This is a genomic window from Alteribacter lacisalsi, from assembly GCF_003226345.1.
In the GTDB taxonomy this organism is placed as follows: domain Bacteria; phylum Bacillota; class Bacilli; order Bacillales; family Salisediminibacteriaceae; genus Alteribacter; species Alteribacter lacisalsi.
The window spans coordinates 26358-50444 of the sequence record NZ_PDOF01000003.1 but is presented as its reverse complement, the minus strand read 5'-3'; the positions used below and the strand labels follow the sequence as shown (position 1 = coordinate 50444).

Below are 24087 nucleotides of genomic sequence, written 5' to 3'. Positions count from 1 at the left end.
AGTGACGTTTTGTTATGGAATGGATTTTACTTTTGTTTCTCGGGCTTATCGCTGCGATTCTTGGCAGCATCATGGGCCTCGGAGGCGGTATTATTATCGTACCAGCAATGATGGTATTGGCAGGTTACTCGGCAATTCTAGAGGGCATTACACCACAGGTTGCCGTTGGGACTTCCCTCGTGGTTATGATTTTTACCGGACTTTCCTCCACGCTTGCTTATGTAAAACAGAAAAAAGTGGATATTAAGAGTGGGCTGATCTTTTTTGCAGGAAGCGGTCCAGGGGCGCTGTTCGGTGTCTGGCTCAACAAAGATATCGATGTGAGTGCCTTTTTAATTTTCTTCGGTGGATTTATCATCCTTGTTTCCTTTATTCTTATGGTCCGAAAGTATGTAAAGCCGATTCGTCTTGCGAAAACAGGGGGAGTCAGGCGCACCTACATTAACCCTGCAGGTGATCTGATTGAATACGGTTATCAGCCTGCAGTCGGGATCGCTATCGCATTTGTGGTGGGGATGTGCTCCGGTTTATTCGGGATCGGCGGCGGATCTCTTATGGTTCCTGCGATGCTTCTGCTGTTCGGTTTTCCAGCCCATATCGCTGTGGCCACCTCCATGTTCCTCGTGTTTCTGTCGGCTCTCGTCAGTTCGGTTACGCACGTTGCCCTCGGTAATGTAGACTGGCTGTATGCCGCTGCCCTGATCCCCGGTGCGTGGTTTGGAGGTATTATCGGAGCTGCGGTAAACCGCCGCTTAAAGGGAGATACAGTGGTGAACTTTCTCCGGTTGTTTCTCATTTTGATCGGCATCAGGCTGATCTATCAAGGTGTTACAGGGATGTAAGTCAGAGGCGGTGACTAAATGAAACAGAAAAAACTTACAATCATTCATACAAACGATCTTCACAGCGAGCTTGACCAGTGGCCCTATGTGGTCACAAAAATAAAACAGCTCAAAAAAGAAGCTGAGGAGTCTGGGAGAGACGTTCTGCTGTTTGACATCGGTGATCACGCTGACCGGGTAAATCCGGTAACAGACGGCCTTTCCGGTAAAGGGAACGTGTCCTGTCTTAATGCATTGCATTACGACGGGGTGACGATTGGAAACAATGAAGGCATGACATTTTCCCGCGACCAGCTCAACAGCCTCTATGAGAATGCTGAATTCGACGTTCTGGTAGGAAATCTGAAAAACAGGGACGGTTCTCTTCCCTCATGGGCAAAAATGAACCGGATCTATACAACCGCAGGGGGGCTCAAAGTCGCTGTCTTCGGTGTCACGGTCGCATATCCTCTTTTTTACGATGCGCTCGGCTGGAACATTTCAGATCCTTTTCCCGTCATTGAAGAGCAGGTCCGGGAGTTAAAGGGGAAAGCGGACGTTCTTGTCTGCCTGTCCCATCTCGGGCTTCACGATGACGAAAGAATGGCCGGAGATTTTCCCGAGATCAATATTATCCTGGGCTCCCACACGCATCACTTGCTGGAAAACGGAAAAAAAGTTAATCGGACATGGATTCACCAGTGCGGCCGGTCCGGTCAGCACCTGGGTGAAATAGCCGTCACAGCAAGTGGGCCGGGAAGTGAGGCATCGATCTCTGTCAAAACCCACGACGTAAACACGGAAATACTGAAAAAAGATTTGAAAACAGAGGAAATGCTCGAGTCCATGAAGAAGAAAGCAGATGAAAAACTGGCTGAGGTGGTAGCCGATCTTCCGGAGGACTGGCCGGTGGACTGGCGTGAAAATTCACCGCTTCCCGCTCTGCTCGTAAAAGGGGTAAGAGAATGGTGTGATGCAGAGGCAGGGATGATAAATGCCGGTGTTCTTCTTGACGGCCTGAAGAAAGGACCGGTTACAAAAAGAAGATTGCACGAAATATGTCCTCATCCCATCAATCCGGCAAAAGTATCTGTCTCCGGCGAACGCCTGCTTGAATTTATCCGGGAAGCCGAAAAGGAAGAAATGATTGAAAAAAGACTGAAAGGCTTCGGTTTCAGGGGCAAGATTCTCGGTTCAATGGTGTATGACGGAATCGAGATCAGGCACCGCAACAAGGTTCTCCAGCCGGAGGATGTAATTGTGGGCGGCAAGCCACTTGAACGTGACCGTGTGTATCACATTGCCACAGTGGATATGTTCACTTTCGGCTGGCTGTACCCGTCAATCAGCACCTTGAAAGAAAAGGAATACTTCATGCCCGAATTTCTCCGGGATGTTCTCGCATGGAGTCTGAGCCGCTGGGCTCAAAGGACGTAGAACTGACTCACGATCTGCCGCTTTCTGTCATAATATATACCAGCCTGCAGTCACGCTCGGGTCTGTAAGTATTCGTGCCGGCCGTTTCAGGAAAGCGGCCGGCATGGTGACTACGCCGGTTCGGCAGAGAGGTGGGAGAGAACTGTGATTGATGTAAAACCAATGTTTATTGAAGGGAAGCCATTTACCGCTGTCACTGTCAAGCTTCCGAAAACAAACTTTATGGCGGTTACGAATGAAGCCGGTTATATCATGTGCGGCGCGCTGGATGTAGCGCTGTTAAATGAAAAGCTGGCATCCAGAAAGATCATCGCAGGCCGTGCCGTGGGCGTCCGGACCATCGAAGATCTTCTTGATGCCCCGCTTGAATCTGTCACCTATGAGGCAGAAGCACTAGGTATTCATAAAGGAATGACAGGACGGGACGCGCTTCTTAAAATGTCATAAACGGTGAGGATGCCGTCTTCGTAAGGGGACGGCACATCCTGTACTGAATACACAGGCGGACAAGCCTGTCATGATTACATAAAGGAGGCATTTATTAATGAAACAGTACCTTGATCTCTGCGAACACGTACTGGAAAACGGCAAGTCAAAAGAGGACCGCACAGGGACCGGAACGATCAGCACGTTCGGCTATCAGATGCGTTTTGATCTGGCTGAAGGTTTTCCTCTGCTGACGACAAAGAAATTGTCCCTGAGAGCGATTATTCACGAACTTCTCTGGTTTATTAAAGGAGACACCAATATCGCCTACCTGAAAGAAAACAATGTCCGCATCTGGAACGAATGGGCTGACGAGAATGGTGATCTGGGACCGGTTTACGGCAGGCAGTGGCGCAGCTGGCCGGCACCGGACGGGACGTCCATCGACCAGCTCCGCAACGTTATTGAGGAAATCAAAAAGAATCCTGATTCCCGGCGGCTCGTCGTGAATGCCTGGAATGTGGGCGAGCTCGATAAAATGGCTCTCTCCCCCTGCCACTGCCTGTTTCAATTCTATGTGGCTGACGGGAAACTGTCCTGTCAATTGTATCAGCGCAGTGCCGATTTGTTCCTCGGCGTACCATTTAATATTGCTTCGTACTCGATTCTGACAATGATGATTGCTCAGGAATGCGGTCTTGAATATGGAGAATTCATTCACACATTCGGAGATGTGCATATTTATAACAATCATGTGGAGCAGGTAAAACTTCAGATGAGCCGTGATCCGCGCCCCCTTCCGCAAATGAAACTCAATCCTGAAGTGAACCGGATTGAGGACTTTACGTTTGAAGACTTTGAGTTAGTGGAATACGACCCTCATCCACACATTAAAGGAGAGGTAAGCGTATGATCTCAATGATCGCTGCAATGGATGAAAATAATGTGATCGGCCGTAACAACGATCTGCCTTGGCACCTGCCGAATGATCTTGCCTGGTTCAAACGGATCACGTCAGGCCATACCGTCATCATGGGCCGCAAAACCTTTGAATCAATGGGAAAAGCGCTCCCTAACCGTAAAAACATCGTGGTGACGTCCGATGAGAATTTTGAAGCGGAGGATGTAGAAGTCTGGCACAATCTGGATAAGGTGAAGCAGCTTTCCCAGACGGGTGAAGAAGTGATGATTCTCGGCGGCCAGAAAATCTTTGAGCAGCTGATCGATTTCGCAGACAGGCTCTATGTCACACGCATTCACCATACGTTTCAGGGAGATACTCAGTTTCCGCCAATATCGGAACAAATCTGGGAAGTGACCCAGACTTACGATGGAAAAACCGACTCGGACAATGAATATGCCCATACTTTTTATGTTTACGAAAGGAAAAGATAAATGCGCTGCCTGCAGCAGCAGACCGTCTCCTGGGTGAGGCGGTTTTTTTCTTCGCGGGAGCCGTAAGCAGGTTGCGGGGCGAGTCACTTCATAACTCACCGGCGATGGTGTGTAAATGAAGAGAGATCGAGCTTTTGTCTTCACTGACGAATCCTTAGTCTAACCCGAAGCTGCTTTATCAACCTTCTTTCCTCCTCAGGTCTGTCCCTGGACACTTTTGCATAGATTATGAAAGAGGGGAAAGGGGGCAGGTGAAGTGAAGCGGAGGTTTCGGACGTGGAAACCGAAGAGGCGGAAGGGTCCTCTGCCTTTTCGTTATGTTTTTTTAATCTCATTTCTTATTTTCAGCCTTATGACAGCCCAGGGGCTTGTGATTGTAGAGAAGGGAATAAGGCCGACAATCATAGCCATTGCGAAAACGGAAACACAGCGCATCGGTACCCTTGCCATTAACGACGCCATTTCAAAAAAGATTCTTGAAAATACGAACATGGAAGATATCATTGAATATGAGATGGGACCGGACGGTAAAGTCAGCAACATGAGCATTAATCCCGTCATCTATAACCGTGTGCTTCAGGAGACCACCCACCGGGTGCAGTCCTATCTGAATGACATTGAACACGGCCGGGTCAGAGATATTGGTATTCCGTCAGATGTGGATGTGGAAAGAGAAGGAGCTTCGTTTACCGAAGACGGGATCATTCATATGATTCCGCTCGGTCAGGCAACAAAAAACTCCCTCCTTGCACACCTTGGTCCGAGGGTGCCTGTGCGGCTGACAGCGATCGGGGATGTGAAATCACAGCTTCGTGACGAGGTTGTTTCCACCGGTATCAACAACACCTGGATCAGTGTGTCTGTTGATATTGAAGTAGATGTTAAGGTCGTCATTCCATTTGCAACGGATACAGAAATAGTCAAAACATCCATACCTGTTGCGATGGAATTTATCCCAGGAGAAGTACCGGAGTTTTACGGGAGCGGGCTGATGCCCTCCATTGTTCATGAGCCGAACCGTGAGCAGACAGGACCATCTGAAACCGAACAGAATAATCTGGAAGACGATTAATGCTTGCGTGAATTCGAACGGTCTGATACAATCAACTTCGGTTTGACAATTGAATCGGTTAAAATGTAGATACCTCACCACGATGTGGATGAGGTAGAGGCGCGAAGCTTAAGAGTATGCATCCGGAGGCGGCCACCTTTGAGGGATGCAAAAAGGAACCTTCGCCGAAGCGGGCATGTCCGGTCACGACTGCCCGGCTGGGGCTGTATTGAATAAATACAGCACTGTCACTCGGGAAACCGTAGTGGAGAACTACTGACTCTTCTCTGGCTGGGGATCGTTCATTATGTTGAAAGGCAGCATTGGACATCCGTCCGGTTCTGTCTTTTTTTGTGCGGAAATGTCCGCACTGAAGGAACAGACCAGTATGACGCAGAATAAAGCAGTATATTTCACTGAATAAATGAGATTGTCAAGCTGTACTCAGATTGCCGGGCGGACAGGCTCTGCCGGCATACAAAAAAGGGAGGAAACCAAGTTGGATCACGGTGCATTATCGCTTTTACCGCCGGTACTGGCGCTTGTCATGGTCATCATTACGAGAAGAGTGCTGCTCTCACTCGGTATTGGGATCATTGTCGGCGCTCTGATGGTAAATCAGAATGAAGAAATGTTTGTTAATGAGGCACTGAGTCAGGTGCTTGGTATTGTTACGGGAATTTTCTACATCCCAGGTGAAGGAGTCAACACATGGGAGTTTTATATCCTGCTGTTTCTTGTCATCCTCGGGGTGATTGCCTCCTTTATTTCCATGACAGGAGGAAGCCGTGCTTTTGGTGAGTGGGCACTGAGCCGTGTAAAAACACGTGTCGGAGCTCAATTTGTTTCAATCTTTCTCGGTATTATTATTTTTATTGACGATTACTTTAACAGTCTGACTGTCGGTAATGTGAGCCGTCCGCTTACAGACCGCCACCGGATTTCCCGAGCGAAGCTCGCATATCTGGTCGATTCGACTGCTGCGTCCATGTGTGTCATCGTGCCGCTTTCCAGCTGGGGTGCATACATCATTACCCTCATCGGGAACGATGTCCTGCTTGAAAACGGTGTGACCGAATACGGGGCCCTGCAGGCCTTTCTAATGATAGCCCCAATGAACTTCTATGCCTTATTTGCCATTGCCATGGTGTTTGCAGTAGCTTACTTTAAGTTGGACTTTGGACCTATGCGTGTACATGAGCTTCGGGCGATTCAGACAGGGGAAGTAACTGACAAGGAAAAAGGTCCGGTGCCTGGCGAAAGTGAAGATGCAAAGCCGGTCGTAACCGGCCGCGTCGGGGATCTTGTCTGGCCGATTGTTACCCTCGTTGCCGCCACTGTCTTCTTTATGATTATGACAGGCATTCAGGGAACAGAAGGAGAGCCGGGTCTCCTGGCCACATTTGAAAACACGGACGTAGCCGCATCTCTCGTGTATGGGGGACTCGTCAGTCTGGCTGTCACTTTTGTGACAGCGATCATTCGGAAGGTGCCGGCCAAAAACTTTGGTTTCGGTCTCTGGGCAGGCGTAAAATCCATGCTGCCTGCGATTTACATTCTTATTTTTGCCTGGACGATCATCGAGATTATCGGTGAGCTCGGAACCGGAGCGTACCTTGCTGAAATCGTTAATGACAACATGAATCTGGCGTTTCTGCCGGTTGTCTTGTTTATCATCGCCGGTTTCATGGCCTTTACAACAGGTACCTCTTGGGGAACGTTCGGAATTATGCTTCCGATTGCAGGTGAAATTGCTGTACAGACAGATCCGACACTGCTGTTGCCGGTGCTGGCAGCTGTTCTTGCAGGCGCGATTTTCGGAGATCACTGTTCACCGATCTCGGATACAACGATTCTTTCCTCAACAGGGGCAGGAAGTCACCATATTGACCACGTGAACACCCAGCTGCCGTACGCCCTTCTTGTTGGTGCGGTCACGATCGCCGGTTTCCTTGTGATCGGTCTGACGGGAAGCTACTTCCTTGCACTTCTCGGTGCCATTATTGTATTTGCACTGATCGTCACCGTAATGAAAATGCTGATCAAACCATTAGAAGCATAATAAAAAAGCAGGAGTCCTCCGAGGGCTTCTGCTTTTTCTGATTGGCTCTGTTAAAGCTTAATGTTGAGTAAATAAAGTTGATTGGAGCGAACGAGTGATACTCCTGTGGGAACAGCACCGACGGAAGACCCCGCAGGCGATGTTCCCGAGGAGGCTGCAGTGGTGCCCGTGGAAAGGGAGCGCAGTGAGCGAAAATCAACAACTTACTTTAACAGCTTTTTAGGTTTAAGGCAAAACGGTTTCAGTGCATAAAGATACTGCTCTCAGTGTAGAACGTTTCCCCTATAATCTCATCCCATTGTCTGCCGCAGGTGCCGGCAGAAGGAGTACGGACTACTGTAAAAACTGGGTATTCTTTCTTTCTAAAATTTTCAGATAATCCCTTTGACTTTTTCATATAGGCTATTTATAATAAGACAACGTAATCATCTTTAGTCGATTTTTGTCAAAAATACTTTACGCTTCTTTTTTTAGAGGCTTGGTGTCAGAAAATAATGACAATAAAGCCAATCAATTAAAGAGAGAAAGGGGAATGAATTATGAGTAACGGTCGGGAACGTTTTGCTACGAAACTCGGCTTCATTCTTGCTGCCGTAGGATCTGCTGTCGGACTCGGAAACGTCTGGCGTTTTTCCTATGTTGCCGGTGAAAATGGGGGAGCAGCATTTTTACTTGTTTATCTATTATGTATTTTCCTCATCGGTCTTCCGGTACTGCTTGCGGAATTTTCCATTGGACGCCGCGGACAGCAGGATGTAGTAGGATCCTTTAACACAATCGCACCACAGAAACCATGGGCAATCGGGGGCATACTCGGTGTAGCTTCAGCATTTATTATCTTATCCTTTTATGGTGTAATTGCCGGATGGGTTGTTTACTTCCTTTACAGCTACGTGACCGGGGCTGCTGCCGGTGTTGAAACCGGAGAATATGCGGATTTCTTTGGGGCGTTTATTGGAGGAGCCGCTGGGCCGGTCTTCTGGCAGGTTCTGTTCATGGCTCTTACAATTGCCATCGTCTTTTTCGGAGTTAAAAAAGGAATCGAGCTTTCAAACAAAATCTTTATGCCGCTTCTTGCAGTCATCCTGCTGTTCCTTGCAGGTTACGCTCTGACACTTGACGGTGCGGCAGAAGGTCTGGCATTCCTGTTCAGACCTGAGTTTTCCGCCTTTGGCAATCCGGGCATTTACGCAGCGGCAATTGGTCAGGCGTTCTTCACTCTCTCACTTGGTATGGGGGCGATGATTACCTACGCCAGCTACCTGCCGAAGGAAACAAAGCTGCCGAGTGCAGCTGGAACGGTCGTAACGCTGGATACACTATTTGCTATTGTAGTCGGCATCATGATTTTCCCGGCAGTCTTTACGTTCGCGCAGTTTGATGTGGGCGATGCCGGACCAGGACTTGTGTTTATCACGCTTCCAGAAGTATTTAACCAGATGGGCGCTATGGGCACGATGTTTGGAATTCTTTTCTTCTTCCTGGTAGCTGTGGCGGCTCTGTCATCAGCCATTTCCCTCCTGGAAGTAAGTGTTGCTTATGCGATGCGCAAATTTAACTGGACACGCCGTTTTGCCGCAATCGCGGTCGGTACTGTCGTTACACTGTTCGGTGTGCCTTCAGCACTTAGTCAGGGAGGACCGCTCTCGGACTTTACAGTAGCTGGTCTGCCGTTCCTTGACCTAATGGACACGATTACCGACAATTACTTCCTTCCGCTCGGCGGATTTGTGATTGCCCTGTTTGTCGGCTGGGGTTGGAACAAAGTTGATGCCCTGAAAGAAACAGGCCTTACGGACACGACAGTTGGAACAGTCTGGATCTGGTTCCTCCGTATCGTGGCACCGATCGGTATTCTTGGCATTCTGCTTCTGAACATTTTCGGATGATGAAAAAATGATGAGCTGTATGCTGCAGAGCCCAGCTTAGGCTAAGAGCATTTTCAGATAAGTCAAAAGACCCGTCAGGCGATTTTTAGTCATCTCCTGACGGGTCTTTTTTATTTTCTGCGGGCCTGTCGCTCAAGGCGTTCCCATGCTCTTAGAGAGGGGAAGGGATCGAATGACCATTCGAAGTAGCCGTTATCCTTATACATACCGTAGTGAAGATGTGGTGGGAATTTGCCCTGCGTCCCCGGTTTTCCATATCCGGAACTCCCGACATAGCCGACGACGGTGCCGGGTTCCACAATTGTGCCCCGCTCCACTCCTTTTTCAAACCCGGTCAGGTGGGCGTAGTAATGGTACACGTTATTCGTATCCCGGATCCCAATACGCCAGCCTCCAAACTTGTTCCAGCCTTTCAGCTCTACGATTCCATAAGTGGTGGATCGTACCGGAGTACCGTATCCTGCGAACAGGTCGGTTCCTTCATGCATACGCCGTCCGCCCCAGCCTCGGCTGTGGCCCCATGTACTCTGATAGCTGTAATTGTACTGAAGGGGAAGAGGAAACATCCGTTTTCGTAAATCCAGTGTGCCGAAATGCCGGTATATCTTCGAATGACCGGTAATCAGCTCTACAGCCTTATCACGCTGGTAGTAATTCCACAGCCCGATCCGGATATTGTCATTATCTGTTCCATAGGAGGCCAGGAAGGAAGCGAATGTAAACAGGACATCTTCATCGTTATTCTGATCCGCAAGACCATCTCCGTCCCCGTCCAGGCCCATTCCGTTGAAAAGGGAAATCGACAGAGGGTTTGTATCTTCTTTATCTGGATTTTCAGCACCCGTCCATTTTTCAGGAGAAAAAAAGATTCCGATGAAGCCTTCCTCATCTGGCAGATCGTTGCGGGCTCTTCTCAGCCCACGTTCATAACTGTCGATACCTGCAAGGTCGAACCAGGGGATCCCGGTGACGGCCTCTGTTTTTTTATAAAGGGCCATCCGTCCTTTAAAGATATCCTCGGACGAAAGTTCATCAAGTACAGCCGCACTGCCTGAGGCGGGCAGTACAGTTAAACAAATGAGTATTAAGGCTGTCATCATTGTTATCACACGCTTCACTGGCTGGTCCCCCTTTCAAAAAAATGCTCTGAACCAATGTCTATAATGTAGTGTTTGAAATCGGCTTGAAAACCATTCGGGAAAAATCCTTCCAGTATTCGAACTCTTTGAGAAAATTGCGTTTTCATGTTAAAGTAACTAATGATTGAGAACATTGTCGGCATACATAGAACAGCACCGTCTATGGGTTGAGAAGGACTATGGATCAGGAGAGTGACTTATGGCGAAAAAAGAAGAACATATCCGTAAACCGGACTGGCTTAAGATAAAATTGAATACAAATGAATCCTACACCGGACTTAAAAAAATGATGCGGGAAAAAAAGCTTCACACGGTCTGTGAGGAAGCGCGCTGCCCGAACATTCATGAATGCTGGGCCGAGCGGAAAACGGCAACCTTTATGATTCTCGGGGATATTTGTACCCGTGCCTGCCGATTTTGTGCGGTAAAGACCGGTCTTCCCACTGAACTGGATCTCGATGAGCCGGAACGTGTGGCAGACTCTGTCAAGCTCATGGGTCTTAAGCACGCTGTCATTACAGCAGTTGCCCGTGACGACCTGAAAGACGGCGGAGCCGAAGTTTTTGCTGAAACGGTGCGTGCGATCCGCAGAAAGAGCCCGTTCACGACAGTAGAGGTACTGCCTTCGGATATGATGGGACGTTTTGAAAACCTTCAGACGCTCATGGATGCGAAACCGGACATTATGAACCACAATATTGAAACTGTCAGAAGCCTTACGCCCCGTGTGCGTGCCCGTGCTACATATGAGCGCACCTTGGAATTTCTCAAACGGGCCAAGGAAATGAATCCGAATATTCCGACCAAGTCCAGCCTGATGATCGGTCTTGGGGAAACGAAGGAAGAAATTATTGAAACGATGGACGACCTTCGTGCATCTAATGTGGATATTATGACAATCGGCCAGTACCTGCAGCCGACGAAAAAGCACCTGAAAATTAAAAAATACTGGAGTCCCGAAGAGTTTGCCGAGCTGAAGGAAATTGCCCTCAGTAAAGGATTCAAGCACTGTGAATCCGGCCCTCTCGTCCGCTCATCCTACCACGCGGATGAACAGGTTAATGCGGCTCAGTCCTGATCTTAAGACGGTTCCCCTAACGGGGAGCCGTTTTTTACGCGGCTGGGATAAATACAGCTAATTACAAGTAAACGAAAATAAGTACAAGAAAACCCACAATAGTTGGCCCAGCGGTAAAACACCAAAAGGGCAACGCAGCAGTTTCCCGCTGCTTTACCCTGATTGGATGCTTCAGTTCATTTTATAGTCGTTGTTTTCTGAATGCATTTCGTCCTCGCTGATTGGTTCTCCCTGCGGATAAGCCTTTAACTGTTCGATTGTGTGGTCAAGAGATTCCTCGTATGCATTATCTTCAGGGGACAGGTCAGCAAATCGCTCAATGTCCTCCTGCAGAGACAGATCATCGCTTACGTAGACTTCATAGTAGGATGGAATTACAGACAAAGCCGTTTTACGAACCTGGTCTGCAACCTCATCGCGGCTTAGATTACTGTCTGAATCACGGTCATAAACCATGAGTACTTCTCCATCTGTAACCAGCGTTGAACACTGGTTTACGTCAGGAATGACAGCTGCCATCTCACTGATGGAGTCCGCAAGCAGTTCCTTGTCATACACCGCATAGCCTGGAGCTTCTTTTTCACTGGCAGATTCTTTCGTCTCTGTCACAAAGCCGAACCGGTTAAATTCATCGTGACCGGGTCTGCCTTCACGGTTGATGACGTTGTAGCCTTCCTGGGTATTTCCTGTACCCATCGAAGTCCAGCGTCCCTCTCCGTCAGCCTGATTCTGACCTTGACCGTAAGGGCTGGTCAAATTCTCCATTTGGCCGCCACAGGCAGTAAGAGCCGCAGTAAGTAATAGTGATGCTGCAATCATACGTTTCATTTTTTCCACCTCCTGAGTATAGGTTTCTCAGGAAAAGGTGTTATTAGGAGCGGTAATTTGTGCCGTTTTACAGAAGTACGTGGAACGGGTTAGCGGCTTACCCGGGGAAAAACATTGAAATTCTTCATAAAATAAGGCAAGATAAAAGGAGTAAAGAGAGGTGGTAACAATGATTCGTGTTCAGGGAAATCAGTATGAACTGCTCGAAGACGTGAGAGGCGGCTTCGTTGAAGAGGACTTTAAGTCCCGCTACAGTGATGTGCTGAACAAATACGATTACATTGTAGGCGACTGGGGCTACAATCAGCTCAGGCTGAAGGGGTTCTTTGAGGACCAGCACCGGAAAGCCGCATTCGAATCAAAAATCAGCTCCCTGCCGGAATACCTTTATGAGTACTGTAATTTCGGCTGTCCTTACTTTGTGATAAAAAAAGTGAAGGAAAAAAAGGAAGATAAAGATAACAACAGTAAAGATAAAGATAAAAAGAAGGCTCACCAGGAGGCTCCTGCAGGATTGTAAGCTTTCCGAAAATGTAAAAGACCGTCTGCTCTTTTCTGGGCAGGCGGTCTTTTTTGTATACCGTGGAAAAGACTGCACAGTAGCTTCGCTTCACGCCGTCCGTTCGCTTTCCGCCCGTGATGCCGGAAAGCTTGTTCAGCTGTGCCTGCGGGGTCTCGCCTGTCAGTAAGCGTGTATCCTTACTGTCTTCCGCCGCCGTTATAGCGCTTATCATCGTGAGTCGGGTGGGACCCGGGGTCTTTCCTGTCCAAGCCTTCGTGCAGATTTTTGTATTCGTAATTAAAGGCACTGTAGGAACGCTGTCCTTCGTGCCACGGCGAGCTTTTTCCCAGCGGTCGCTCGATTGGAGAGCCGTATGGGCCTTCAGGCGTAATTTCAGGCAGAACATAATTCCGGTTATTTTCCACCACGGTAAAGTCTGTATATTTGCGTTCGTCTTTATCAGGCATAACGAAACACCTCCCGGGCTTAGTATGCCACCGGGAGGTGTTTTTGGTACAGGTAGATATTATCAGATATCATATCACTTCATATAAAAACTGGCGGAGTTCCTCTGCTTCTGCCTCTTCAAGGTTAAAAGCATGTTCAAGGTAGCCGGGTTCGTCAAGATCGTCTGGACCGATAATGGCAAAACGGTTGGAAAGCATATTAAGGACAAGTTTTTTGCCATAGTAACGTGTCGACATGGTAATGGCCAGATCAAAACGCTGTTCTTCCCCCATGAAGCTGACGAAGCGGGTTTTCGTATCTTCCGTGTCGTTGTAGAGATAGAAGCGCTCGGACATCCGTGTTCATCCTCTCTTTCCGGTACTTACCCCTGTTCCTGGAGAGGGGGCTTCTTATTCAGACGGTGCTGAGCTTTAATATACCGTACTGTACCGGTTTTTGCACGCATGACGATGGAGTCGGTTTCCACGTGGTCTCCGCTCAGAAAGCGCACGCCTTCAAGAAGTTCACCGGTAGACACGCCTGTTGCGGCAAAAATAGCATCATCGCTTTTGACCAGGTCATCGAGCTGAAGAACCTTGCTTGTATCCTCGACACCCATTTTGCGGCAGCGCTCTGCTTCTTCTTCATTCATCGGAACAAGGCGCGCCTGCATGTCACCGCCAAGTGTTTTAATGGCGGCAGCGGAAATAACACCCTCGGGTGCACCGCCGGTCCCTACAAACAGGTCAATACCTGTCCGCGGCATTGCCGTAGCAATTGACGCACCAACGTCCCCGTCTCCGAAAAGGGTAACGCGTGCTCCTTTGGCACGAATCCGGTCAACAAGCTCCTGATGACGTTCACGCTCCTGAATAATGACCGTGACATCCCGCACACGTTTGTTGTTCATTTTTGCTACGATATCAATCGTTTTTTCAATCGGATCATCAAGGCGAACGAGGCCGGCTGCTTCCGGACCTACAACGAGCTTTTCCATATACATATCAGGCGCATGCAAAAGGGTGCCTCGATCTGCGATGGCGATGACGGCCATGGCGTTCGGGTGTCCTTTTGCTACGATGCTCGTCCCTTCAAGAGGATCAACAGCGATATCCACCTCAGGGCCTGTGCCGGAACCGAGTTCCTCACCGATGTAGAGCATCGGTGCTTCGTCCAGTTCACCCTCACCAATGACGACTGTGCCTCGCATGTTCACAGAATCAAACATGTTACGCATCGCAGTTGTTGCGGCATCGTCGGCTTCATTCTTCAGGCCCCGTCCCATCCATTGGGCTGACCCCAGAGCTGCTGCTTCGGTTACGCGGACAATTTCCAGTGCTAATTCACGATCCATGTGTATTCCCCCAGTTGTAAAAGTGAAGTGCTATAATATATGGCATACCGTTATGAAAACTGTATAATATGACCCGGAGGCCGTTATTTCGGCAGCACAAGAGCTGCGTTTTTAATCCTTCATCATAATAACAAATAATACGTACTAAATAAACGGTAATTTGTGAAACAATCAATGTAAGAGCTTTTAATGTGTTATACTAATTCGTTTTAAGAAGGTGAGATCAATGTATTTTGTTGACCGTGAATTAATTGAAAAACGTCTCGATTACCTTGAAAACCTGCTTGTGCGGATGGCTGAGCAAAGCGGTGAGGGAGAAGATTCCAGGCTTGTCCTTGAGAGGACCGGTCATATGATTATTGAAACGATGATGGATGTAGGCAATCAGATGATTGACGGCTTTATTATGAGAGACCCCGGGAGTTTTGATGACATCGTGGACATCCTCCTTGATGAAAAAGTACTCACAGACGAAGAGGGAAAAGGAGTTAAACGCCTGCTTCCGTGGAGGAAGGTCCTGCTTCAGGAATACACCGGTATTGATCACAAAGCCCTCCAGTCGCAATTTAAAAAAGAAATGCCGTATCTGCTCCGCTTTCCAGGGAAGATCAGAATGTATCTGGAAAACGAACTCGGACCGGTTTCTGCATTTTTACCACACAAGTCAGACTGACAGACAGGAGGGGCGCGTCATGAAAAACTATAAAGGGTATTTAATTGACCTGGACGGCACGATGTACCGTGGTGCAAAGGAAATTGCAGAAGCGGTAGTTTTCGTAAACGAACTGAACAGACGGGAACTGCCGTACCTGTTTGTGACTAATAACTCTTCACGGACGCCTGAGCAGGTTTCGGACAAGCTTGTATCAATGGGCATTCCGTCCACACCTGATCACGTTTATACGACCAGCTTGGCGACAGCAGGCTATATCGCAGATAAAAAACCTGGTGCGTCTGTCTATATGATCGGGGAAGAGGGGTTGGAAAAAGCGCTTGAAGAAAAAGGTCTCAAAAAAGGCGGTGAGCAGGCGGACTTTGTGGTCATGGGAATCGACAGGGAGATTTCGTATGAGAAGCTCAGTACTGCCTGCCTTGCTGTGCGGAAAGGGGCATCCTTTGTTTCCACAAACGGGGACGTGGCTATTCCAGCCGAACGGGGGCTTCTGCCGGGGAACGGTTCACTCACGTCGGTTGTAACCGTGTCCTCAGGGGTGAAACCGGTGTTCATCGGAAAACCGGAAGCGATTATCATTGACGGAGCCCTTGAGCGGCTTGGTACGCGAAAAGAAGAGACAGTCATGATTGGGGATAACTATGACACCGATATTCTGGCCGGGATTAACGGCGGTCTGGATACGGTCATCGTGCATACCGGTGTCACCTCGAAAGAGCATCTGACGGCAAAAGAGATCCAGCCTTCGTTTTCTATCGGCGGTCTGGATGAATGGCAGTTTGATACAGAATAGAAAAAGAGGATGCCACGGGAGCATCCTCTTTTTTTTTTTTGATCTTTTTTTTCACTGCAGGCGGACGCTTTCCGCAGGTCTAGCTTCGGCCTCCTCGGGAAATTCACTATGCGGGGTCTTCAGTTGATGCAATTCCCGCAGAAGTCGCCGCCTTACGCTTCAAATTTATCACATACCATTAATGTGTTTATTCTACTGCTTCGGCGCTGTGGGCAAGGCGGCTGGATGCCGCTGCAGCAATGGCGCCAACGATGTCGTCGAGAAACGTGTGGCATCCGTTATTTTTATCGTTTAAAAACTTAAGAATTCCTGGTTTCTCTTTATCAATATAGCCGTAGTTGGTAAAACCGATCGATCCGTATACATTCACGATCGAGAGAGCGACAATTTCGTCCACTCCGTAAAGACCTTCGTCACGCTCGATAATGCCCTGAAGCGGCTGCTCGAGCTTTCCTTCTTCACCCAGCTTATCAAGCTGGATGCCGGTCAGGATGGCGTTTTGAACCTCCCGCTTGGCAAGGACACGGTTCACATTTTTCATGCACAGGTCCATGGTAAGGTCCGGATAGTACTTCACCTGGAGCTGGTACACAAGGTCCGCAATATCCTCAAGCTTAACTCCGCGCTTTGTGAGCCACTCCCGTGCTGTCTTCTCTACGATATCTCTTCCCTTTTCACTCATCTGCATCATCACCTTCGTTTTCCTTTGGGTATTATATGATTCTGCCCTGCTTTTCGTGTGCTCCGCGTACTGTGTCCTACTAGTCTTTTCCATGATTAAACGGATTTAGACACAGAGAATGGAAGAAGCATCGGGACCGGGCATTTTCACCATTATGTGCCTCTGCTCATAAACTGATATTACTGTTATACGAGGAGGAAGTCGGATGCTTGAACGATCGCTGTTTGATCACTATCGTCTTTATGCGGAAAACGTCATGCATGCGTTTGAGCTGACGGTCATAGAAGCCGGTGGTGAAACGTATCTTCTAATGCCTGTGCCTTCTGATCAGGATGAAGTTCAGCGCCAGTCCGAAATGGCCCAGTGGCTCCATTCCCAGGGAGAGGAAGGCGTACCGGAACTGGTCAGAACCGACCACGGCAGGACGTTTATCGATATGGACGGTACGTCCATGGCCCTTTACCGGCTGCCGGCCGTTCTTCACACGCGGGAAAGCGTGAATCTTTCTGCAGGAAAAAAGCTGGCTGTTTTTCACCAGAGAGGCTTGTATTACCCGTCCGGAGGGAATAGGAAAAACGTCAGCGGTGCCCAGCAGTGGAAGGGCAAATGGGAAAAAAGACTCGACCAGATGGAATCATGGTACACACACATACGGAATGAACGGTTTAAGAGCCCTTTTGATGAATCATTTCTGCTGACATATCCGTATTTTATGGGGATGAGTGAAAATGCCATCCAGCTCATGAATGACATCGGTATTGACGACGGGACCGCCGCGCTGGAACAGGGAAACACGATCTGTCATCGCAGGTTTCTGGAAAATACCTGGCTGACAGTGGATCAAAAATACCCGTCTGCGATTAAAGTCCCGGGACAGTTTATGTATGATCATTTTTCAAGGGATTTGACAGAGCGGTTTCGCGAGGATGTCAGAAATGCGTTCGCCATGCAGCGTCACTCGGATTTTTATACTCTATTGGCAGACTACGAGCAGGAGAGGCCCCTGACTGCGGTTGACAGGAAACTGATGGTTGCCAGACTGCTATTTCCGCTTCACTATTTTGATACGGTTGAAAACTATTATCAGACCGTGGATGAACAGAAAAAACAGACCTTTGCGGAAGAATTCATAACGATTCAGAACGGCAGTGACTTTTATGAAAAAAGAGTGGCTGAACTGCAGCACTATCTTCTCGATGAACGTACGAGAATGCGGCTGCCCGTCTGGATCGGATAAAAGAACAGTGTGAGTGGAGCTGTTCTTTTTTCTACATAGGCTCTGTTAAAGCTCAATGTTGATATTTCAATCTTTGATTGAAGCGAACGCGCGAAACTCCCGCGGAAAGGGAGCGCAGGGAGCGGAAATCAACAACAGACTTTAACAGAGCCTCTACATACAGGGATGACTGGAACTTCATTTTACGGGAGGAAATTAATCATGAGAAGAAAACCTTATGTGTTTATTACTCGGACTCTTCCGGACAGTACACTGGAACCGCTTCTGGATCTGGCCCGGATTTCCATGTGGGAGGAAGCGGACAAGCCGGTGCCGCGGGAACGCCTGGAAAAAGAGGCAGAAGAGGCTGATGCCATTTTGACAATGGTCAGTGACCCGGTGGACAGAGAGCTTCTTGAAGGCGCGCCGAACTTGCGTGTGGTGTCCAATATGGGTGTAGGCTATGACAACATTGATCTGCAGGCAGCAGATGAGATGGGAATCATCGTCTGCAACACGCCGGATATTTTGACAGAGACAACCGCTGACCTTACGTTTGCCCTTCTGCTGGCATCCGCACGGCGCATCACCGAAGCAAGTGACCTTGTCAGAAGCGGGAACTGGCGGGAGTGGGGGCCACTGCTTATGGCCGGTCATGATGTATACGGGAAAACTATCGGTATTGTGGGGATGGGGAGGATCGGTACTGGTGTAGCAAAAAGAGCATCCGGTTTTTCAATGAATGTGCTTTACCATAACCGGACCCGGCGCAAGGAGACGGAGAACGAAACGGGGGCGGCTTATGCACCTCTCGACCGCCTTCTGAAAGAATCGGACTTTGTCGTTTGTCTGGCGCCGCTTACCGAGGAAACAAAGCAGATGTTTACGTATCACGAATTCAGACTGATGAAACGGTCCGCCTTTTTCATTAACGCCTCCCGCGGGGGTCTTGTGGATGAGCGGGGGCTCGTAAAAGCACTCGAGGACAAACAGATTGCCGGTGCGGGGCTGGACGTCTTTCAGGAGGAACCGGTAGACCCGGGGCATCCTTTATTGTCTTTTCCAAACGTCACGGTCCTGCCTCACATCGGCAGTGCCACCGTGGAAACAAGGAAGCGGATGGCCCAGTTGGCATGCAGAAATATTGCCTACGTGCTGAAGGGCTACCGTCCAAAGGCGGTTGTAAACAGAGTAGACTGACAAACAGCAAAAAACCTCTGCCGGTTGGCAGAGGTTTTTATATGATCTGATTAAAATACCTGTTCGAGTTCTGTAACGCCAGGTACTTCTTCAAGAAGTGCGCGTTCGATACCCGCTTTCAACGTAATGGTTGAACTTGGGCATGAGCCGCAGGCACCCATAAGACGTACTTTTACGACACCTTCGTCGATTTCAACCAGCTCAACGTCTCCTCCATCACGAAGAAGGAACGGACGGAGTTTATCAAGAACTTCCTGTACTTGTTCTTCCATTGTTGTTTCTGTAGACATATAAAACACTCCCTTTCAATATCCTTATGATTCATTATAATATCCATACGCGGAAAAATCCATGAACGTGCTTCATTTACTGAAATTGGGCTTCTTTACAAATCCCTATGGCGGGATTCACACCGAGTATAACATAAATCTATGATAAAATAAGGGGTAAGAGCAAAAGAAAACGCTTAATTCAGGGAGGGGATTGTAATGTCCCGGATTGTGATTACCGTTTACGGAGCAGAGGAGAAGTGTGCGAGCTGCATTAACCTTCCGTCTGCCCTGGAAACTAAAGAATGGCTCGAAGCAGCTGTTGCCCGCAGGTTCCCGGGGGCATCAGTGAGCTTTGTATATTGCGATATTGACCTTCCGGAAGGAGATGAGCAGGAGGAATTTTCCCGGCTTATTCTGGACGATGAATATTTCTATCCGCTCGTTGTGATAAACGGGGAAGTGGCTACTGAAGGAGATCCGCGCCTCCCGGTTATTTATAAAAAAATTGAACAGCTACAGGAGGAACAGTCTGCAGCCGGACAGAATGGTGCATGAATGGTCAGGCCTTAAGCATAGTGTGTGAAGGTTGGGGTGGTTTAGGGGTCTTAGTGAAGCCTTTAAGGGTTTTAGTTTCTGTTTAGGGGTCATAGTGAAGCCTTTAAGGGTTTTAGTTTCTGTTTAGGGGTTTTAGTGGCGCCTTTAATGGTTTTAGTTTCTGTTTTGGAATCTTATTGGGGCCTTTAATGCCCTCTTCATCCAGCATCTTCAAGGCGTCATAAAGCCGTCCGGCACCAGCCGGACGGCTTTTCAAGTCGACTATTAAGACCCTGAATGATACTTATACATCCACAAAACGCCGGATTTCAGTACCCGTGGCACGCGGCCGGTAAGGGGCTTCTCCCCCATAAGGCCGAATCCATGCTTCTTACCGAGAGAGCCGAGGACACCTTTCAGCTTGATGCGCGGCAGTTTTTCCGGCCACTCCTCATTGTTCCACGATTTTTGGAGAAGCATGGCAATTTGTTCCCCCTGTGCTTCCGCTAGCTGGGCGCTTGGAGCCTGATCCAGCCGGGCGCAGTCGCCGACAACGAAAACATTCTTGTATTCTGGAATGTGGTGATGATGTGTCACTTTGACACGACCCTGGTTGTCCTTAGGCACATCAAGTTCACGGACGACTTTATTCGCCTGAATGCCGGCTGTCCAGATAATCGCATCGGTCTGAACCGCCTCATCGTGATTATATAGGATGTTTTCTTCTACTTTTGTTATGTTGGCTTTGTTGATAATTTCGACTTCATTTTCTCTGAGCCATTCCGTCACATAATTATAGAGCTTCGCCGGGAACATACTTAAAATTGTTTCACCGCGGTCAAAAAGCTTCACATTCAGATCAGGACGGCTTTCCCTCAGTTCACTTGCCACTTCAACACCGCTCAATCCGCCCCCGACAATGGCGACCGTTCCGTTGTTACGGATGGCCTGAATTACCTGATTGGTTTTCCGGGCGCGTCGCATGGACTGAATGCTGAGTGTGTACTGGTCTGCACCGGGCACACCATGGTATTTATCTTCACATCCGAGACCGATCACGAGGTCATCATACCGCAGCGTCTCTCCGGATGCCACTTCAACGGTTTTGTCCTCCAGATTGATTTTTGAAACGGTTTCATATTTCATTTCAAGCCGGACATCCTCCGGAAAGCTGACGCGCAGATGCTTGTCGGCAACAGTTCCGGCAGCCAGAGCGTAAAACTCCGTTTTCAGGCTGTGATAGGCTTCCCTTTCAACCACTGTTATACGGACATCTTTAAGGTCTTTAGACGCCAGCAGCCGCTGAATGACTCTCAGCCCGCCGTAGCCGCCGCCCAGTACTAATAATTCTCTCACACGATCAGCCTCCTCATTGCTGTAAGCACAAAACTCTCTATAGACACGCCACAATGGTTTCAAAGCGGCACGACATGCGTTATGTAAACGTTTTAGTCCAATTAAATCTTATCAACTTTTTGTCGAAATAACAACATTTTTAAGAATATAAAACAGGGATTCAAGCGGGAATGTTGACAGGGAAATGGTGAAACGATAGGATAATGATTGATCAAGAAGAGGTGATGCACGAATGAAACCGATTATCGAGTTCTGTGTCAGTAATCTGGCCAGCGGAACACAGGAAGTTCGTGAACGCCTGGAACAGGATCCGAACCTGGACGTGATTGAGTACGGCTGTCTGAGTTTTTGCGGGCAGTGTTCCCGTACCCGCTTCGCTCTCGTGAACGGAGACATTGTCACAGGTGATTCAAATGACGAACTTTATGATAATATCTACAAACATCTGGAAGAGAATCCGATGTTTTAACGGAAACCTTACTTCGCGAGCGGAGTAAGGTTTTTTACACCATATACGTGGAGGGAATAAAATGAAAATGATCCCCTTTGAACATACATGGCCTTATGAACTTCAAATGGGCGATATTTACGTCGCCTCCTGTCCTTACTGCAGCGAGGATAATGTTCTAACCAACATGAAAATACGTGATCTGAAACGGGCACAGGAGCATGTCAAATTCCGCCTGCACATGCCCTGCTGCCTGAAAACAATGGTCATTCTCGAGGCAGATGAAGACTATTTCTGGACCAGCGAGCCTCTCAGAAGTGAACGATGAACGGAGGAGAACAGATGAAGATCCCTTTTACAAAAATGCACGGACTCGGAAATAATTATATTTATATTAATGAATTTGAAACTGCCCTGCCTGAAGAACAGCTTCCGGCACTCGCCGTCGAGCTTGCAGACCAGTACCGGGGGATCGGATCTGACGGGATGATCCTGATTGGTCCATCCGATTCAGCCGATGTGCGAATGCGGATTTTTAACAATGATGGATCAGAAGCGAAAAACTGCGGAAACGGCCTCCGATGTGTGGCGAAATACGCGTTCGAGCGCGGGCTAGCAGGTGAAAAAACAACCATGACGATTGAAACCAAGAGCGGGAACGTCTCTGCGGAAGTGCACGTAAAGGAAAATCAGGTAAGAGGTGTAACGGTGAATATGGGAAAGCCGGTGCTGAAACGGAGCCTGATTCCTATGACCGGATCGGAACAGGATCAGGTTGTTGATGAGAAATTTGAAATCAGCGGAGAAACACTTCGCGTTACCGCGGTTTCCATGGGGAATCCCCATGCCGTCTTTTTCGTTAACCGGATTGAGGAGGCGCCGCTTACTGTGCTCGGGCCGGCCATTGAAAAGGACAGGAGGTTTCCTGACTGGGTCAATGCCGAATTTGTTGAAGTGGTTTCCAAAACGGAACTGAATTTCCGGGTGTGGGAAAGAGGTTCCGGAATTACACAGGCGTGCGGGACAGGGGCGTGTGCAGCGGCAGTCGCAGCCGTCCTGAATGGCCGCAGCGATAGAAATGAAGATATTACGGTTCATCTTGCTGGCGGGGATTTAACCATCCGCTGGGATGAGGAGGGGGAAGTATGGATGACCGGACCGGCCGAGGTGATCTGCGACGGCGTTTATATACCCCGTGAAAACAGATAAAGTAACCTCATTGAGGCTGATCTTAAAGGTGAAAAACACCTTTAAGGTCAGTCTTTTTTTTATGTTCCCAAAGGGTGAAAAAAGTCACAAACATCACTTTAGGAAAGAAAAATTTTTATTTGCTATTGAATAAAAATAAATCAGTAAGTATAATAATTAATTAATTCGGGAATGGAGGGTCTTTGGATGAAAGCAGCAGTAGTAGGTGGTACTGGTTACGGAGCAGTAGAATTAATTCGTATAATACAGCGTCACCCTTACATCGAATTAGTTTCTGTGATTTCTAAATCACATCATGGCGATCAGGTTGAAGAGGTATTTCCCCACTTGTCGAGAATTGTTTCTTATACAATGGATGCATATGATATTCATAAAATGGAAAAAGAAGCGGATGTGGTATTTTTTGCGGCACCTTCAGGAGTGAGTAAGGAACTCATACCTGAATGCATAGAGGCGGGACTTAAATGTGTCGATCTTTCCGGTGATTTCAGACTGCAGGGAGAGGAACTGAACTGCTTGTGGTATAACCAGACACCGCCTCCTGAAGCTTTGGCTGAACAGGCGGTCTACGGTTTGACAGAACTATATTGGGAGGCAATTCAGGAAAGTACGATCGTTGCCAACCCAGGCTGTTATCCGACTGCTGCCCTGCTTGGTCTCATTCCGGTTATCAAAAACGGCTGGGGCGGTACCTCATCAATTGTGATCGATGGGAAATCGGGGATCAGCGGGGCGGGCAGGGGGATGTCACTGAACACCCATTACAGTGAGGCTAATGAAAATGTGAAAGCATACAAAGTGGGCAAACATCAGCATATCCCCGAGATTGAGCAGTTTTTGAGCCGGGAGCACGGAATGGAAGTGACAGTCTCATTCACCACTCACCTCGTTCCCATGACACGGGGACTCATGTGCACCATATCACTTCCTTTAGAAGAACAGGTTAACACAAAAGAGGTGATCGATTATTACCGTACATTTTACAGCCGCCACCCCTTTGTAAGAATCATGGAAAAAGAAGTATTCCCTTCTACAAAAGGCGTGTACGGAAGCAACTTCTGTGATATCGGACTGCATGCTGATGAACGAACCGGAAGGCTTACGATTGTCAGTGCCATCGACAATCTTGGTAAAGGAGCAGCAGGCCAGGCAATCCAGAATGTGAATGTGATGAACGGCTGGGATGAGCGGACCGGCCTGATGCACGTACCTGTTTACCCGTAAGACGGGATAACTCTTTTCCCCCGCACACGCGGAAAAACAAAAGGGAGGCAG

27 protein-coding genes and 1 riboswitch are annotated in these 24087 nt (G+C 48.4%); of the genes, 19 read left to right on the top strand and 8 right to left on the bottom strand.

Features of this window, described 5'->3' with window-relative positions; all coding sequences use genetic code 11:
* The first annotated feature begins 14 nt into the window (after window positions 1-14).
* From CR205_RS15310 to CR205_RS15275, 8 genes are all read left to right on the top strand, one after another.
* Window positions 15-842 (top strand): sulfite exporter TauE/SafE family protein, encoded by an 828-nt coding sequence (locus tag CR205_RS15310; RefSeq protein ID WP_110521028.1) that lies wholly within the window; start codon window positions 15-17, stop codon window positions 840-842.
* An 18-nt stretch (window positions 843-860) separates the two neighbouring features.
* On the top strand, window positions 861-2258 hold the full coding sequence (locus CR205_RS15305) for a bifunctional metallophosphatase/5'-nucleotidase (protein ID WP_110521027.1): 1398 nt from the start codon (window positions 861-863) through the stop codon (window positions 2256-2258).
* 162 nt (window positions 2259-2420) lie between these two features.
* Window positions 2421-2705: a YunC family protein gene (locus tag CR205_RS15300; RefSeq protein ID WP_407923582.1), complete on the top strand. Its 285-nt coding sequence runs from the start codon at window positions 2421-2423 to the stop codon at window positions 2703-2705.
* A 97-nt stretch (window positions 2706-2802) separates the two neighbouring features.
* The gene (locus CR205_RS15295) at window positions 2803-3597 is read left to right on the top strand and encodes a thymidylate synthase (RefSeq protein WP_110521025.1); all 795 of its coding nucleotides are present in this window, start codon (window positions 2803-2805) and stop codon (window positions 3595-3597) included.
* Window positions 3594-4079 carry a dihydrofolate reductase gene (locus CR205_RS15290; RefSeq protein WP_110521024.1) on the top strand — a complete coding sequence of 162 codons (486 nt, stop codon included), beginning with the start codon at window positions 3594-3596 and terminating at the stop codon, window positions 4077-4079. Before CR205_RS15295 ends, CR205_RS15290 begins: the two co-directional genes overlap by 4 nt.
* A 256-nt stretch (window positions 4080-4335) precedes the next feature.
* Window positions 4336-5151, top strand: coding sequence for a sporulation protein YunB (yunB, locus tag CR205_RS15285; protein ID WP_110521023.1), 816 nt, complete (start codon window positions 4336-4338; stop codon window positions 5149-5151).
* Between the two features lie 86 nt (window positions 5152-5237).
* Window positions 5238-5414, top strand: a riboswitch (Lysine riboswitch).
* Window positions 5415-5629: 215 nt separating this feature from the next.
* On the top strand, window positions 5630-7192 hold the full coding sequence (locus CR205_RS15280) for a Na+/H+ antiporter NhaC family protein (RefSeq protein WP_407923579.1): 1563 nt from the start codon (window positions 5630-5632) through the stop codon (window positions 7190-7192).
* A gap of 539 nt (window positions 7193-7731) precedes the next feature.
* Window positions 7732-9081 (top strand): sodium-dependent transporter, encoded by a 1350-nt coding sequence (locus CR205_RS15275; RefSeq protein ID WP_110521021.1) that lies wholly within the window; start codon window positions 7732-7734, stop codon window positions 9079-9081.
* 110 nt (window positions 9082-9191) lie between these two features.
* Here the strand turns inward: CR205_RS15275 and CR205_RS15270 are convergent, their stop codons facing one another.
* On the bottom strand, window positions 9192-10199 hold the full coding sequence (locus CR205_RS15270) for a M23 family metallopeptidase (RefSeq protein ID WP_236634863.1): 1008 nt from the start codon (window positions 10197-10199) through the stop codon (window positions 9192-9194).
* Between the two features lie 220 nt (window positions 10200-10419).
* Here CR205_RS15270 and lipA point away from each other — a divergent pair, with 220 nt between their 5' ends.
* A complete protein-coding gene (lipA, locus tag CR205_RS15265; RefSeq protein ID WP_110521020.1) occupies window positions 10420-11298 on the top strand; it encodes a lipoyl synthase in 879 nt (292 codons plus the stop codon).
* Between the two features lie 171 nt (window positions 11299-11469).
* On the opposite strand, the gene CR205_RS15260 is transcribed toward lipA, so the two are convergent.
* A complete protein-coding gene (locus CR205_RS15260; RefSeq protein ID WP_110521019.1) occupies window positions 11470-12126 on the bottom strand; it encodes a YhcN/YlaJ family sporulation lipoprotein in 657 nt (218 codons plus the stop codon).
* A gap of 169 nt (window positions 12127-12295) precedes the next feature.
* Here CR205_RS15260 and CR205_RS15255 point away from each other — a divergent pair, with 169 nt between their 5' ends.
* Complete coding sequence (locus tag CR205_RS15255; protein ID WP_110521546.1) at window positions 12296-12646, top strand: YutD family protein; 351 nt, start codon at window positions 12296-12298, stop codon at window positions 12644-12646.
* A gap of 179 nt (window positions 12647-12825) precedes the next feature.
* Here CR205_RS15255 and CR205_RS15250 read toward each other — a convergent pair whose 3' ends face one another.
* The 3 genes from CR205_RS15250 to glpX all read right to left on the bottom strand — a co-directional run bounded on the left by CR205_RS15250 (window position 12826) and on the right by glpX (window position 14429).
* Window positions 12826-13095 (bottom strand): hypothetical protein, encoded by a 270-nt coding sequence (locus CR205_RS15250; RefSeq protein ID WP_110521018.1) that lies wholly within the window; start codon window positions 13093-13095, stop codon window positions 12826-12828.
* 69 nt (window positions 13096-13164) lie between these two features.
* Window positions 13165-13431, bottom strand: coding sequence for a DUF3055 domain-containing protein (locus tag CR205_RS15245; protein WP_110521017.1), 267 nt, complete (start codon window positions 13429-13431; stop codon window positions 13165-13167).
* 26 nt (window positions 13432-13457) lie between these two features.
* Window positions 13458-14429, bottom strand: coding sequence for a class II fructose-bisphosphatase (gene glpX, locus CR205_RS15240; protein WP_110521016.1), 972 nt, complete (start codon window positions 14427-14429; stop codon window positions 13458-13460).
* Between the two features lie 226 nt (window positions 14430-14655).
* Between glpX and CR205_RS15235 the strand changes: the two genes are divergently transcribed.
* Both CR205_RS15235 and CR205_RS15230 read left to right on the top strand, forming a co-directional pair.
* Window positions 14656-15102 (top strand): DUF86 domain-containing protein, encoded by a 447-nt coding sequence (locus tag CR205_RS15235; protein ID WP_110521015.1) that lies wholly within the window; start codon window positions 14656-14658, stop codon window positions 15100-15102.
* A 19-nt stretch (window positions 15103-15121) separates the two neighbouring features.
* Window positions 15122-15895: a TIGR01457 family HAD-type hydrolase gene (locus tag CR205_RS15230; RefSeq protein WP_110521014.1), complete on the top strand. Its 774-nt coding sequence runs from the start codon at window positions 15122-15124 to the stop codon at window positions 15893-15895.
* 187 nt (window positions 15896-16082) lie between these two features.
* On the opposite strand, the gene CR205_RS15225 is transcribed toward CR205_RS15230, so the two are convergent.
* Window positions 16083-16577 (bottom strand): phosphatidylglycerophosphatase A family protein, encoded by a 495-nt coding sequence (locus CR205_RS15225; protein WP_110521545.1) that lies wholly within the window; start codon window positions 16575-16577, stop codon window positions 16083-16085.
* Between the two features lie 205 nt (window positions 16578-16782).
* Here CR205_RS15225 and yutH point away from each other — a divergent pair, with 205 nt between their 5' ends.
* Both yutH and CR205_RS15215 read left to right on the top strand, forming a co-directional pair.
* Window positions 16783-17814, top strand: a complete 1032-nt coding sequence (gene yutH, locus CR205_RS15220) for a spore coat putative kinase YutH (RefSeq protein WP_110521013.1) — start codon at window positions 16783-16785, stop codon at window positions 17812-17814.
* A gap of 201 nt (window positions 17815-18015) precedes the next feature.
* Complete coding sequence (locus CR205_RS15215) at window positions 18016-18993, top strand: 2-hydroxyacid dehydrogenase (RefSeq protein ID WP_110521012.1); 978 nt, start codon at window positions 18016-18018, stop codon at window positions 18991-18993.
* Between the two features lie 50 nt (window positions 18994-19043).
* Here CR205_RS15215 and CR205_RS15210 read toward each other — a convergent pair whose 3' ends face one another.
* Entirely contained in the window at window positions 19044-19283 is a 240-nt protein-coding gene (locus CR205_RS15210) for a NifU family protein (protein WP_110521011.1), read from the bottom strand.
* A gap of 198 nt (window positions 19284-19481) precedes the next feature.
* Between CR205_RS15210 and CR205_RS15205 the strand changes: the two genes are divergently transcribed.
* Entirely contained in the window at window positions 19482-19820 is a 339-nt protein-coding gene (locus CR205_RS15205) for a DUF1462 family protein (RefSeq protein WP_110521010.1), read from the top strand.
* Between the two features lie 264 nt (window positions 19821-20084).
* On the opposite strand, the gene CR205_RS15200 is transcribed toward CR205_RS15205, so the two are convergent.
* Complete coding sequence (locus CR205_RS15200) at window positions 20085-21155, bottom strand: NAD(P)/FAD-dependent oxidoreductase (protein WP_110521009.1); 1071 nt, start codon at window positions 21153-21155, stop codon at window positions 20085-20087.
* 232 nt (window positions 21156-21387) lie between these two features.
* Here CR205_RS15200 and CR205_RS15195 point away from each other — a divergent pair, with 232 nt between their 5' ends.
* The 4 genes from CR205_RS15195 (at window position 21388) to argC (ending at window position 24036) form a co-directional block, all read left to right on the top strand.
* A complete protein-coding gene (locus CR205_RS15195) occupies window positions 21388-21624 on the top strand; it encodes a YuzB family protein (protein WP_110521008.1) in 237 nt (78 codons plus the stop codon).
* Between the two features lie 61 nt (window positions 21625-21685).
* Window positions 21686-21931: a hypothetical protein gene (locus tag CR205_RS15190; protein WP_110521007.1), complete on the top strand. Its 246-nt coding sequence runs from the start codon at window positions 21686-21688 to the stop codon at window positions 21929-21931.
* 14 nt (window positions 21932-21945) lie between these two features.
* Window positions 21946-22812, top strand: coding sequence for a diaminopimelate epimerase (gene dapF / locus CR205_RS15185; protein WP_110521006.1), 867 nt, complete (start codon window positions 21946-21948; stop codon window positions 22810-22812).
* A gap of 186 nt (window positions 22813-22998) precedes the next feature.
* On the top strand, window positions 22999-24036 hold the full coding sequence (gene argC, locus CR205_RS15180; RefSeq protein ID WP_110521005.1) for an N-acetyl-gamma-glutamyl-phosphate reductase: 1038 nt from the start codon (window positions 22999-23001) through the stop codon (window positions 24034-24036).
* The last annotated feature ends 51 nt before the right edge of the window (window positions 24037-24087 follow it).